Source organism: Kitasatospora sp. NPDC097643 (assembly GCF_040302625.1).
Lineage (GTDB): Bacteria > Actinomycetota > Actinomycetes > Streptomycetales > Streptomycetaceae > Kitasatospora.
The window spans coordinates 65,856-79,454 of sequence record NZ_JBEOSA010000026.1; the positions used below are offsets into that span (position 1 = coordinate 65,856).

Consider the following 13,599-nt stretch of genomic DNA (forward strand, 5'->3'; position numbering starts at 1 on the left):
GTCGTGACCGATCTTGTCCATGACATGACCTCCGCCCGCCCCCGTCGCCGCCAGGTGCTGAAGGCCGGCGCCCTGGCCGCCGGCGCCTCCGCGCTCGCCCTCTCCACCCCCGCCGAAGCGGCCACCGAAGCCCCCCGCTTCCTGCACGGCATCGCCTCCGGCGACCCCCTCCCCGACGGCGTCCTGCTCTGGACCCGGGTGACGCCCACCCCGGAGGCCGTCCCCGGCTCGACCCTCGGCCCCGACACCGAGGTCCGCTGGGAGCTGGCCGCCGACCAGGCCTTCACCCGCGTCGTCGCGAGCGGCACGGTGACCGCCACCGCCGCCACCGACCACACCGTCAAGGCCGACGTCCGCGGCCTGACCCCCGACACCACCTACTGGTACCGCTTCACCGCAGGCTCCAGCACGTCCCCCGTCGGCCGCACCCACACCACCCCCGCCGCCGACGCAGCGCTCGCCCGCCTGCGCTTCGGCGTCGCCTCCTGCGCCAACTGGGAGGCCGGCTACTTCTCCGCCTACCGCCACCTCGCCGCCCGCGGCGACCTGGACGCCTTCCTCTTCCTCGGCGACTACATCTACGAGTACAAGACCGGCGAGTTCTGCGCCCGCGGCAAGGTCGTCCGCCCGCACGCCCCCACCCACGAGATCCTCACCCTGGCCGACTACCGCACCCGGCACGGCCAGTACAAGACCGACGAGGACCTCCAGGCCCTGCACGCGAAGATCCCGACCATCGCGATCTGGGACGACCACGAGTTCGCCAACGACGCCTGGTCCGGCGGCGCCGAGAACCACACCCCGGGCGTCGAGGGCGACTGGGCGGACCGGATGGCCGCCGCCAAGCAGGCCTACTTCGAGTGGATGCCCGTCCGGCCGTCCATCGCCGGCACCACCTACCGCCGCCTGCGCTACGGCCGGCTCGCCGACCTGCACCTGATGGACCAGCGCTCGTTCCGCTCCCAGCAGGTCAAGGTCGGCAACGGCGACATCGACTCGGCCGACCGCACCCTCACCGGCCGCGCCCAGATGGACTGGCTGAAGGCCGGACTGTCCGCCTCCGACACCACCTGGCGGCTGATCGGCAACGAGGTGATGATCTCCCCGGTCGCCTTCTTCTCGCTGCCCGACTACCTGCTGCGCCCGCTGGCCAAGCTGCTCGGCCTGCCCGGCGAGGGCCTGGCGGTCAACACCGACCAGTGGGACGGCTACACCCACGACCGCCGCGAGCTGCTCGGCCACCTGAAGACGAACGGCATCACCAACACCGTCTTCCTGACCGGCGACATCCACTCCGCCTGGGCCGCCGACGTCCCGAACGAGGCCGCCACCTACCCGCTGTCGGGCAGCATCGCCACCGAGTTCGTGGTCACCTCGGCGACCTCGGACAACATCGACGACCTGCTGAAGGTCGCGCCGCACACCGTCTCGCTCGCCGCGGCCGCCGCGATCAGGACCGCCAACCCGCACGTCAAGTGGGTCGACCTGGACTCGCACGGCTACGGCGTCCTCGACATCACGCCCGAGCAGGCGCAGATGGACTACTACGTGCTGTCCGACCGCACCCGCAAGGACGCCACCAGCAGCTGGACCCGCTCCTACCGCACCCGCACCGGCACCCAGCGCGTCGAGCGCGTGAACAACCCGGTCAAGTAACCAACCCGGTCACGTAACGAACCCGGTCACGTAACCAACCAATCCGAATAACCACCCCGGTCAAGCGACCACCCGTCCTAGGGCCGCCGACCGACGGCCCTAGGACACCACGTCCTTGCGCGCGAACCCCCGGAAGGCCAGCGCGAGCAGCACCGCCGCGTACGACAGCGACAGCGAGACGCCCTGGACCATGCCGCCCCACTCCAGCTGCGGCTGCAAGGCGTCCGCCCACGCGTACTGCCAGTGCGCCGGCAGCCACTCCCGCAGGTCCCCGAGCGCCGTGACGGCGTCCAGCACCCCGGTGACGATCGACGCGAACACCGCCCCGCCGACCGCGCCCAGCGGCGCGTCCGTCGCCGTCGAGAGCCAGAACGCCAGCGCGGCGATCACGATCTCGCTGAGGAACACGAACACCACCGCGATCGCCAACCGGGGCAGCGCCTCCCCGGCCGGCAGGCTGACCCCGGCGGGCAGCTTGAGGTCCCCCCACCCGTACGCGGCCGTGCCCACGACCAGCCCGATCGCGGGCAGCATCACCACGGCCACCGCCGAGAAGCCCAGCCCGACCACGAACTTGCGGACCAGCAGCCGGGCCCGGGGCACCGGCGCGGCCAGCAGGTAGCGCAGCGAGGACCAGCTCGCCTCGGAGGCGACGGTGTCGCCGCAGAACAGCGCCACCGGGATGACCAGCATGAACCCGGTGCCCACGAACAGCATCGTGGTGGCGAAGTTGGCCCCGGAGGCGGTGGCCAGCTCGATGAAGCTGGTCCGGTCCGGGCGGCCCGGGGTGCCGCCGATCTGGAACGCGGCCAGCAGGACGAACGGCATCGCGGCCAGCACCGCGCCGATCACCAGCGTGCGGCGCCGACGCAGCTGCCGCATCGCCTCCACCCGCAGCGGCAGCGTCCGGCCCGCCCGGTACCCCTCGGCATGGTCCGCCGAGGCCTGCCCTCCCGAAGGCTCCGCCGAAGCCCGCCCCGCCGGGACCGTACTCACCCCGCACCTCCGATCAACGACAGGAACGCGTCCTCCAGCCGCCGCTGCGGCCCGGCACTCTCCACCGGCACGCCGAGGCGCACCAGTTCGGCCAGCAGCTCGCTCGCCGCCAGCCCGTCCAGCCGCACCAGCAGCCCGTCCTCGACGGCCTCCGCCGAGCCGACCCCGGGCAGCGCGCCGACCTTCTCGACGACCGACTCCGGCTGGTACCCCGCGGCCACGCCGATGAGCAGCTGCGAGCCCGAGCCGACGATCTCGCCGACCGCGCCGGTGGTGACCAGCCGCCCGCGGTCCATCACCACCAGGTCGGTGCAGCTCTGCTCGACCTCGGCGAGCAGGTGGCTGGAGACGATGACGGTCCGCCCGGCGGCCGCGTACCGGATCATCACCTCGCGCATCTCGCGGATCTGCGGCGGGTCGAGCCCGTTGGTCGGCTCGTCCAGGATCAGCAGATCGGGCATCCCGAGCATGGCCTGGGCGATCGCGAGCCGCTGCCGCATGCCCTGCGAGTACGTCCGCACCGCGCGGTCCAGCGCCTCGCCGAGCCCGGCGATCGCCAGCGCCTCGTCGAAGCAGGCGTCCTGCTCCGGCCGCCCGGTGGCCTGCCAGTACAGCCGCAGGTTGGCCCGTCCGCTGAGGTGCGGCAGGAAGCCCGCGCCCTCGACGAACGCGCCGACCCGGGAGAGCACCGGCGCTCCGGGGCGCACCAGGTGGCCGAAGATCCGGATCTCGCCCGCGTCGGGGCGGATCAGGCCCATCAGCATCCGCAGTGTGGTGGTCTTGCCCGCGCCGTTGGGCCCGAGCAGGCCGAGCACCTGACCCTGCTCCACCCGGAAGCCCAACTCCCGCACGGCGTAACGGTCCTGAGCGCCCTTGTAACGCTTGCTCAGCCCGCTGATCTGCAACGGCACCCCGGCCAGCGCCGGATCGTACGCAGCCCCACCGACCCCACCGGCCCCGCCGGCTCCCCGGGCCCGACGCAGCCGCAGTCGCAGTCGCAGCCGCGGCAGCAGCACCAGACCGACCGCCACCACCACGGCGACCAGCGGCAGCACCCAGGTCCGCGCGGGCAGCGGCGCGGCCTCGGTGACCAGCTCCTCGACGGTCGGCAGGCTCAGCGCCCCGGCGGGCGCGGCCTGGTAGACGGCCGGCTCGCCGGGCGAGGCGTACGCGAGGTCGGTGGCGGCCAGCACGAGCCGCAGCCGGTGCCCGGCCGGGAAGGTGTGGTCGACCGTCGGCAGGTTCACCGTCACCGTCCGGCCCGCGTCCGCGCCGGTCACCCGCAGCGGAGCGGCGAGCTGCTGCGGCAGCACGGCCTTGCTGTCCGGTCCGACGTCGTACAGCTTCGCGAAGAGCACCGCGTCCGGCCGGTCCGCCTTCACCCGCACCGGTACGGTCGGCTGCCCGGTCAGGTGCAGCGGCCCGTCCAGCGGCGCCGAGTCGAAGGCGGCGTGCTGGCCGGGGAAGTCCAGGGACAGCCCCGCGCCCACGGACGCGGCCTGGCTGAGCGCGCCGACGCCGGGCAGGGTCGAGATCCCGGGCGGCGCACCACCGGGCGGGTTGGCGAAGGTCTTCTCCCCGCCGACCGCCTCCCCGCCGCCCTGCCCCCCACGCTCCCCGGTCAGCTCCACCGTCCGCGTGCCCGTCCCACCCAGCCCCGGGTAACGGTCCGCGGTCGCGCCACGCAGCACGGCCTGGAACCCGGTGGAGTCGAGGCCGCCGGTCCGGGTGACCCGGAACGCCGGCCCGGTGTCGTTGTCCCGGCCCCGCAAGTAGTGGTCGAACCAGGCGGTCACCCGGTCGTCGACCCGGGCGCTGGTGTCGGTGCCGCCGTCGTGCCCACCGGCGAACCAGTCCACCGCGACCGGCGCCCCGTTGGCGGCGACGGCCCGGGCGATCCGGTCCCCCTGGTCGAGCGGGAACAGCGAGTCCTGCTGCCCCTGGACGACCAGGGTGGGCGCCTTCAGCCGATCGGCCACCGAGGACGGGCTGGAGCGCTCCAGCAGCGCGACGGCCTCCGGGTCGGCGTGCCCGGCCGTGGCGACCCGGTCGTACATCTGGCACAGCGCGTCCAGGAACCGCCCGCAACCCACCGGCCCATCCGCATCAGGCTTCGCCCCGCCACCGCCACCGGCCCCGGCACTGCCATCGCCACCACTGCCACTGCCACCACCGCGCGGCGCCCCGCCGGACGGCCCGAGGTCACCGGCCGCGCCGGTGGTGAAGAAGATGCCGGCCCAGAGCTTCTTGAACACCCCGTCCACCGCGCCGGAGCCCTGGACCCCCTGCGGGAACAGCGCGTCGGCCAGGTTCCACCAGGTGATCTGGGTGGCGACGGCGTCGATCCGGCGGTCGTAGGCGGAGGCGAGCAGTGAGACACCGCCGCCGTACGAGGCGCCGGTGATGCCGACCCGGGGATCGCCGGGCGCGTCCAGCTGCACCTCGGGGCGCTGCGCCAGCCAGTCCACCAGGTGCTTGACGTCCTCGACCTCGCGATCGGGCGCGTTGAGGCCGATCTTCCCGCCGGAGTGCCCGAAACCGCGCGCCGACCAGGTCAGCACCGCGTAGCCCTGCCGGGCCAGCTGCTGGGCGCGCTCGCGCTCGCCGTCCTTGGACCCACCGAAGCCGTGCGCCAGCAGCACCGCCGGGCGCGGGCCGGTGCCGGTGGTGAAGAACGAGGTGTCCAGCCGGACCTGGACGTCGCTACCGGGTGTCTCCGGCATGTTGAGGAAACGATCCTCCTGACGGACCGCCTGCTCACCGCCGGACGCCACCGTCGCCGCCGTACCGACCCCGGCCACCGCCACCAGCGCCACCGCACCGGCCAGCACCCTGCGCCGCAGCGGCGTACCCCGGCCGCGCCAACGCCGCCACGCCCCACCGAACTCCATGGGCGCTGATCGTATCCGTCGCGCTGGTAGGCGTCCGATAAAGCCGCCGCCCTATTCGCCCGGTTCACCCCGCTACACCCGGGTATGGTTCGGCGTACCCGCCCGACCTCCTGCTGCGACGCCGAGAACCACGAAGCCCAGAACCGAGAAACCGAAAAGCCGAGAAGGTGCCCGTGCTCTGGCCGCTGACCACCCTGCTCGCCACCGTCGCCGCCACCCTGGTGATCGGCTGGATCGTCGACCAGGTACTCCAGCGCATCGCCGCCGACCACCCCGAGGCCCCGGTCTGGCCACTGCTCCGCCGCTGCCGGATCCCGCTCCAACTCGTGGTCGTCGCAGCCCTGTTGCTCGCCGCCAATCCCGTCAAGCGGATCTTCCACCTGACGAACGACGTCGGCGCGCACCACGCGGTCCTGCTGCTCCTGCTCGCCTCGCTCGGCTGGCTCACCGTCCGGGTGGTCGCCGCCGTCCTGGAGGCCCTGCTCGGCCGCTTCGAGAGGACGGTCGCCGACGACCCGGCCCGGGTGCAGCGCGTCCACACCCAGATCAGCATGCTGCGCCGGGTGGTGAGCGCGGTCATCGTCGTCGTGACGATCGCCGTGATGCTGCTGACCTTCACCGCGATGCGCAGCGTCGGCGCCAGCCTGCTCGCCTCGGCCGGCATCATCGGCATCGTCGCCGGCATCGCCGCCCAGAGCACCCTGGGCAACTTCTTCGCCGGCCTACAGATCGCGTTCGGCGACACCGTCCGGATCGGCGACACCGTGGTGGTGGACGGCCAGCAGGGCACCGTCGAGGAGATCACCCTCTCCTACCTCGTGGTACGGCTCTGGGACTACCGCCGGCTGATCGTCCCGGTCTCCTACTTCGTCAACAAGCCGTTCGAGAACTGGACCCGCCGCGACCCCGGCCTGCTCGCCGCAGTGCTGCTCCACCTCGACCACAGCACCCCGGTCGACGAGCTCCGCGCCGCCCTGCGCGCCCGCCTCGACCAGCACCCGCTCTGGGACGGCGCCGAGTGGGCACTGCACGTCACCGACACCACCCCCAGCACCATCCTGGTCCGCGCCACGATGACCGCCCGCACCCCGGACGACGCCACCCAACTCCGCTTCGACATCCGCGAGCAGCTCATCGCCCACCTGCGCGACACCCACCCCACCGCCCTCCCCCGCCTGCACACCACTCCCGAATAGACCGGGAAAGCAAAGTTCCCCGCACCCCGAGAGGGGCGCGGGGAACCGCGCTACCAGCCATGCACTCCGCCGCGGACCCGCCCCGGCGAACCCACAGCCCCGGAGGGCTACAGCACCCGGGTCATCGTCCGGTGCGGAATCCCGCCGTCGAGGTACTCCGGCCCCTCCGCCGCGTACCCGAGCCGCTCGTAGAAGCCCAGCGCCTGCACCTGAGCGTGCAGCTCCATCTCCACCGCCCCGCGCGCCCGCGCGGCGGCCTCGACGGCCCGCACCAGCTCGGCCCCGAGCCCGGTCCCGCGCGCCGCCCGCCGGACGGCCAGCCGCCCGAGCAGCATCCGCCCCTCGATCCCCCCGGTCAGCTTGAGCGCCTGCTCACCGTGGATCAGCCGGGCGGTCCCCAGCGCCTCGCCGTCGGCCCCGAAGGCCAGCAGGTGCTCCGAGGTGCCGTCGAGGTCGTCCCACTCCTCGTCCTCGGGGATCCCCTGCTCGACGATGAACACCTCGCGCCGCACGCCGTGCACCAGCGCGAGGTCCGCCTCGCCGTCCGCCACCCGAATGCCCACCGTCATACCGCGTCTCCCGTCCGCTCTCAGCTCGAAGTTCTCGGCCCTCAGCCCTTGACCCTGACCCTCAGCCCTGAGCCCTCAGCTCTCCGCCGAGATGATGTCCAGCGCCTTGCGCAGGTCCGCCGGGTACTCGCTGGAGAACTCGACCCACTGCCCGTCCGCCGGGTGCTCGAAGCCGAGCGACACGGCGTGCAGCCACTGCCGGGTGATCCCGAGCCGCTTGGCCAGCGTCGGGTCGGCCCCGTACGTCAGGTCGCCGACGCAGGGGTGCCGGAGCGCGGACATGTGCACCCGGATCTGGTGGGTGCGGCCGGTCTCCAGCTTCACGTCGAGCAGCGAGGCGGCCCGGTAGGCCTCGATCAGGTCGTAGTGCGTGATGGACGGCTTGCCGTCCCGGGTGACCGCCCACTTCCAGTCCGAGCTGGGGTGCCGCCCGATCGGCGCGTCCACCGTGCCGCTCAGCGGGTCGGGGTGGCCCTGCACCAGGGTGTGGTACCGCTTCTGGGTGATCCGGTCGTGGAACTGCCGCTTGAGGTCGGTGTAGGCGCGCTCGGACTTGGCGACGACCATCAGCCCGGAGGTGCCGACGTCCAGCCGGTGCACGATGCCCTGGCGCTCGGCCGCGCCGGAGGTGGAGATCCGGTAGCCGGCCGCGGCCAGCCCGCCGATCACGGTGGGGCCGGTCCAGCCGGGGCTGGGGTGTGCGGCGACGCCGACCGGCTTGTCGACGAGCACGATGTCCTCGTCGTCGTGGACGATCCGCATGCCGTCGACCGGCTCGGCGACGATCTGCACCGGGGCCGCGGGGGCGGGGATCTCGACCTCCAGCCAGGACCCGGCGGTCACCCGGTCCGACTTGCCGGCCACGGCGCCGTCGAGCGTCACCTTGCCGTCGGCGGCCAGTTCGGCGGCCTTGGTCCGGGAGAAGCCGAACATCCGGGCGAGGGCGGCGTCGAGGCGCTCACCCTCCAGGCCGTCGGGAACGGGGAGGCTGCGGATCTGCGCTGCGGTACTCACCCGTACGAGTATGCCGGAAACCCGACCCTCCCCCTGCGCCCGCATCTGCCGCCCGCGCCTGCCACCCCGCGAACGCTCCGCCTGGCCGCCCCCGCGCTACTCCGTCTTGCCGCTCTGCTGGTGGACGGTCCCGTCCGGGTTGCTGCCCCGGAACGAGAGCAGCACCACCAGGATCCCGCCGCAGACGATCGCCGAGTCGGCGAGGTTGAACACCGCGAAGTGCTGGACGGAGATGAAGTCCACCACGTGCCCGCGGAAGATCCCGGGCGCACGGAACAGCCGGTCGGTGAGGTTGCCGAGGGCGCCGCCGAGCAGCAGCCCGAGCGCGATCGCCCACGGGAGGCTGTAGAGCCGGCGGGCGATCCGCCAGATCACCACGATGACCGCCGAGGCGATCATCGTGAAGACCACGGTCAACGCCTGGCCCATGCCGAAGGCGGCGCCGGAGTTGCGGATGACCTGGAAGGTGACGACGTCGCCGATCACCTTGATCGCCGAGTGGTTCTCCAGCCGGGCCACCACCAGCAGCTTGCTGCCGAGGTCGATCAGGAAGGCGAGCACCGCCACGACCAGCAGCACGCCGACCCGCCGCGGGCCCTTCGGCGCCTCGGCCTGAACCGGCGCGGTCACCTCGGCCGGCTCGGCGGGTTCGGTGGGCTCGGCCACGGCCACCTCCACGGCTTCGGCGGGGGTCGGGACGGCGTCGTCCCGGGTCTGGGGGGAACCTTGCGTACTGATGATCCGCTCCGCTGCCGATGGAGCTCCCCCGGTCGGAGGTGGGGGAGGGTGGGCCCGTGGTCGCCGGCCCGGGCACGTCCGGACCTCGGTACCGGACGTGTTTCAGGGATCAGGCGACGTTACGGGGTCGAGCGTACGGCAAGCCCGACCCCCCGCGTCGCGCCGGTCGGCCGGTTCAGCGGCGTTCCTGCTTGGCCTTGCACTGCACACAGAGCGTGGCCCGGGGGAAGGCCTGCATCCGCGCCTTGCCGATGGCCTTCCCGCAGGACTCGCAGATGCCGAAACCGACGCCCTCCAGCCGGGCCAGGGCGCGCTCGGTCTGGGCGAGGCTGTCCCGGGCGTTGTTGGCCAGCGCCAGCTCGCTCTCCCGCGAGATGTTCTTCGTACCGGCGTCCACCTGGTCGTCGCCGGCTCCGTCGTTGGAGTCACGCATCAGGCCGGAGATGGCGGCCTCGGCGGCACCGATCTCGTTCTGCAGGCGTTCCAGCTCGCTGATGAGTTCGGTGTGCAGCTCGTGGACCTCCTCGGTGGTCCACGGGTCCTCACCGGGCCGGACCGGCAGCGTCGCCGGGTCCACGGACTCGGCGCCGCGCGCCACGGTGACGGTGTCGGTGCTGCTGTTCTGCCGTGCGGTAGTGGTCACGGTCCCCTCCCCTGGATCGGCCGCCACGGCCTTGCGTGCCCGCTTGGTGGCGGTACCCGCGCCGGTTGCCTTCTCAGCCATGGCTTCGACCCCATCTACGAACGAATCGAGCCGCCGGTTCCCGGCGGCTTCCAGTGCCGGAACGATAATCCCGGTCAAAACCGGTCACAACATGACATACCGACGCCTCGCCATGATCCCACCCAGGCAGCCGCCCCAGCCGCCACGCCCCGCGCGCTGACCAGACTTGTGCCCAGATCACCCCCGACTAACCGCCCGTCCACAGGCTGGGCAGCAGGCCGGACAGTGGGGCGGACGGCGGGCCGGACAACCGGCCTGACCGCGGGCCGGACGAACGGCCCGGACAAACCGACTTGCGACGCCCGATACACTGGGCCTGCAAGGCGCAGATGGGACGAGTACCGACGTACGCAGCCACCAGCGACCCGGGGACGGTGCGAGCCCGGGGGTGTGCACGGCGGGAAGATCACCCCGGAGCCGCCGGAAGAACGGCCGCCGTCACGGCGGCCCACTAGACCCGGCAGCAAGCCCAAACAAGAGGGCCGCGAAGCAGCATCCGCGGCCAAGGAGGGTGGTACCGCGGGGCGGCCCGGCCGTCTCGTCCCTCCGGAGGATCCAGCCCACGCATCCGCCGGAGGTAGACGCCAGCGATGAGCACCTATAACCCCGTCCCCGCGCAGGTGGACCTGCCTGCCCTGGAGCACCAGATCCTGTCCTTCTGGCAGGACAACAAGATCTTCCAGCGCAGCCTGGAGCAGTCCGAGGGCCGCCCCGAGTGGGTCTTCTACGAGGGCCCGCCGACCGCCAACGGCATGCCCGGCGCCCACCACATCGAGGCCCGCGTCTTCAAGGACGTCTTCCCGCGCTTCCGGACGATGAAGGGCTTCCACGTCGCCCGCAAGGCCGGCTGGGACTGCCACGGCCTCCCGGTCGAGCTCGCCGTCGAGAAGGAGCTCGGCTTCTCCGGCAAGCAGGACATCGAGGCGTACGGCATCGCCGGGTTCAACGCCAAGTGCCGCGAGTCGGTGACCCGCCACACCGACGAGTTCGCCAAGCTCACCACCCGCATGGGGTACTGGGTCGACCTCGACGAGGCCTACCGGACGATGGACCCGTCGTACGTCCAGTCCGTCTGGTGGTCGCTCAAGCAGATCTTCGACAAGGGCCTGCTGGTCCAGGACCACCGGGTCGCCCCCTGGTGCCCGCGCTGCGGCACCGGCCTGTCCGACCACGAGCTGGCCCAGGGCTACGAGACCGTCGTCGACCCCTCGGTCTACGTCCGCTTCCCGCTGACCGGCGGCCCGCTGGCCGGCCAGGCCGCCCTGCTGGCCTGGACCACCACCCCGTGGACCCTGGTCTCCAACACCGCCCTGGCCGTGAACCCGCAGGTCACCTATGTGGTGGCCACCGACGGCAACGAGAAGCTGGTCGTCGCCGAGCCGCTGCTGGCCAAGGCCCTCGGCGAGGGCTGGGAGACCACCGGCGAGTCCTTCACCGGCATCGAGATGGAGCACTGGACCTACCAGCGCCCGTTCGAGCTGGTCGAGCTGGAGAACGCCAACTTCGTCCTCAACGCCGACTACGTCACCACCGAGGACGGCACCGGTGTCGTCCACCAGGCCCCCGCCTTCGGTGCCGACGACCTCGCGACCTGCCGCAAGTACGGCCTGCCGGTGGTCAACCCGGTGCTCGCCGACGGCACCTTCGCCCCGGACGTCCCGCTGGTCGGCGGCCAGTTCTTCAAGAAGGCCGACGAGGCCCTGGTCGCGGACCTCAAGGAGCGCGGCCTGCTCTTCCGCCACGTCCCGTACGAGCACAGCTACCCGCACTGCTGGCGCTGCCACACCGCGCTGCTCTACTACGCGCAGCCGTCCTGGTACATCCGGACCACCGCCGTCAAGGACGCGCTGATCCGCGAGAACGAGGCCACCAACTGGTTCCCGGAGACGGTCAAGCACGGCCGCTTCGGCGACTGGCTGAACAACAACATCGACTGGGCGCTCAGCCGCAACCGCTACTGGGGCACCCCGCTGCCGATCTGGCGCTGCGAGGAGGGCCACCTCACCTGCGTCGGCTCGCTGGCCGAGCTCACCGAGCTCACCGGCACCGACCAGGGCGAGCTCGACCCGCACCGCCCCTTCATCGACGAGGTCACCTTCGACTGCCGCGAGTGCGGCGGCACCTCGACCCGCGTGCCCGAGGTCATCGACGCCTGGTACGACTCGGGCTCGATGCCCTTCGCCCAGTACGGCTACCCGTACCAGAACAAGGAGCTGTTCGAGAAGCGCTACCCGGCGCAGTTCATCTCCGAGGCGATCGACCAGACCCGCGGCTGGTTCTACACCCTGATGGCCGTCGGCACCCTGGTGTTCGACAAGAACAGCTACGAGAACGTCGTCTGCCTGGGCCACATCCTGGCCGAGGACGGCCGCAAGATGTCCAAGCACCTGGGCAACACCCTGGAGCCGATCCCGCTGATGGACCAGCACGGCGCCGACGCCGTCCGCTGGTTCATGGCGGCCGGCGGCTCGCCCTGGTCGGCCCGCCGGGTCGGCCACGGCACCATCCAGGAGGTGGTCCGCAAGACCCTCCTCACCTTCTGGAACACCGTCGCCTTCCAGGCCCTGTACGCCCGCACCGCCGACTGGGCCCCCTCGGCCGCCGACCCGGCCCCGGCCGACCGCCCGCAGCTGGACCGCTGGGTGCTCTCCGAGCTGAACACCCTGGTCCGCGAGGTCGACGCGGCCTTCGAGGCGTACGACACCCAGCGGGCGGGCAAGCTGCTCTCCGGCTTCGTCGACGACCTGTCCAACTGGTACGTCCGCCGCGGCCGCCGCCGCTTCTGGCAGGGCGACGCCGCCGCGCTCGCCACCCTGCACGAGGCGCTGGAGACGGTCACCCGCCTGATGGCCCCGCTCACCCCGTTCATCACCGAGCGGGTCTGGCAGGACCTGGTCGTCCCGGTCGTCCCGGACGCCCCGGCCTCGGTCCACCTGACCAGCTGGCCGACGGCCGACGAGACGCTGATCGACGCCGACCTCTCCCGGCACATGGCGCTGGTCCGCCGCCTGGTCGAGCTCGGCCGGGCCACCCGCGCCGAGTCCGGCGTGAAGACCCGTCAGCCGCTGTCCCGCGCCCTGGTCGCCGCCCAGGGCTGGGAGGAACTGCCCGCCGACCTGCGGGCGCAGATCGCCGAGGAGCTCAACGTCTCCACCCTGGAGTCCCTGGCCGAGGTCGGCGGCTCGCTCGTCGACACCACCGCCAAGGCCAACTTCCGCGCGCTGGGCAAGCGTTTCGGCAAGGGCGTGCAGGACGTCGCCAAGGCGGTCGCCGCCGCGGACGCCGCCAAGCTCGCCGCCGAACTGCGGGCCACCGGCGAGACCGGCGTCGAGCTGAACGGCGAGACGATCACCCTCTCCCCCGACGAGGTGATCATCACCGAGACCCCGCGCGAGGGCTGGGCCGTCGCCAACGAGTCCGGCGCCACCGTCGCCCTCGACCTGGCGATCACCCCGGAGCTCAAGCGGCTCGGCATCGCCCGCGACGCCATCCGCCAGATCCAGGAGGCCCGCAAGAACTCCGGCCTCGACGTCGCCGACCGGATCGTCCTGCGCTGGCGGGCCACCGTCGAGGAGACCGCCGAGGCCATCGCCGAGCACGGCCCGCTCGTCGCCGAAGAGGTGCTCGCCACCGACTTCGCCGCCGGCGCCGCCGACTGGCAGTCCGAGACCTTCAGCGACGAAGCCCTCGGCCTCGCCTTCCAGCTCCGCAAGGCCTGACCCCACCCGAAGCCGCCGGAACCCCCCGGGTTCCGGCGGCTTCGCCGTCCCCCCACGCCCGCGCCCCTCCCCCGATCCGACTCCCCCGCGAAGATC

At 72.5% G+C, this 13,599-nt stretch carries 9 protein-coding genes; 3 read left to right on the top strand and 6 right to left on the bottom strand.

Annotated elements, in window-relative coordinates; all coding sequences use genetic code 11:
- The first annotated feature begins 24 nt into the window (after positions 1-24).
- Positions 25-1,656 (top strand): alkaline phosphatase D family protein, encoded by a 1,632-nt coding sequence (locus ABTY15_RS18565; protein ID WP_350590987.1) that lies wholly within the window; start codon positions 25-27, stop codon positions 1,654-1,656.
- Positions 1,657-1,755: 99 nt separating this feature from the next.
- Here ABTY15_RS18565 and ABTY15_RS18570 read toward each other — a convergent pair whose 3' ends face one another.
- Together ABTY15_RS18570 and ABTY15_RS18575 are read right to left on the bottom strand one after the other, a co-directional pair.
- The gene (locus tag ABTY15_RS18570; RefSeq protein WP_350590827.1) at positions 1,756-2,652 is read right to left on the bottom strand and encodes an ABC transporter permease; all 897 of its coding nucleotides are present in this window, start codon (positions 2,650-2,652) and stop codon (positions 1,756-1,758) included.
- On the bottom strand, positions 2,649-5,543 hold the full coding sequence (locus ABTY15_RS18575; RefSeq protein WP_350590830.1) for an alpha/beta fold hydrolase: 2,895 nt from the start codon (positions 5,541-5,543) through the stop codon (positions 2,649-2,651). Before ABTY15_RS18575 ends, ABTY15_RS18570 begins: the two co-directional genes overlap by 4 nt.
- Before the next feature lie 173 nt (positions 5,544-5,716).
- On the opposite strand from ABTY15_RS18575, the gene ABTY15_RS18580 reads away from it, so the two are divergent.
- Positions 5,717-6,739, top strand: coding sequence for a mechanosensitive ion channel family protein (locus ABTY15_RS18580; RefSeq protein WP_350590839.1), 1,023 nt, complete (start codon positions 5,717-5,719; stop codon positions 6,737-6,739).
- A gap of 107 nt (positions 6,740-6,846) precedes the next feature.
- Here the strand turns inward: ABTY15_RS18580 and ABTY15_RS18585 are convergent, their stop codons facing one another.
- From ABTY15_RS18585 to ABTY15_RS18600, 4 genes are all read right to left on the bottom strand, one after another.
- Positions 6,847-7,308, bottom strand: coding sequence for a GNAT family N-acetyltransferase (locus tag ABTY15_RS18585; protein WP_350590844.1), 462 nt, complete (start codon positions 7,306-7,308; stop codon positions 6,847-6,849).
- A gap of 75 nt (positions 7,309-7,383) precedes the next feature.
- Complete coding sequence (locus ABTY15_RS18590) at positions 7,384-8,322, bottom strand: RluA family pseudouridine synthase (protein WP_350590851.1); 939 nt, start codon at positions 8,320-8,322, stop codon at positions 7,384-7,386.
- A 96-nt stretch (positions 8,323-8,418) separates the two neighbouring features.
- A complete protein-coding gene (lspA, locus tag ABTY15_RS18595) occupies positions 8,419-9,063 on the bottom strand; it encodes a signal peptidase II (protein WP_502893534.1) in 645 nt (214 codons plus the stop codon).
- 172 nt (positions 9,064-9,235) lie between these two features.
- Positions 9,236-9,703, bottom strand: a complete 468-nt coding sequence (locus ABTY15_RS18600) for a TraR/DksA family transcriptional regulator (RefSeq protein ID WP_350590862.1) — start codon at positions 9,701-9,703, stop codon at positions 9,236-9,238.
- A 671-nt stretch (positions 9,704-10,374) separates the two neighbouring features.
- Between ABTY15_RS18600 and ileS the strand changes: the two genes are divergently transcribed.
- Positions 10,375-13,503: an isoleucine--tRNA ligase gene (gene ileS / locus ABTY15_RS18605; protein ID WP_350590868.1), complete on the top strand. Its 3,129-nt coding sequence runs from the start codon at positions 10,375-10,377 to the stop codon at positions 13,501-13,503.
- The last annotated feature ends 96 nt before the right edge of the window (positions 13,504-13,599 follow it).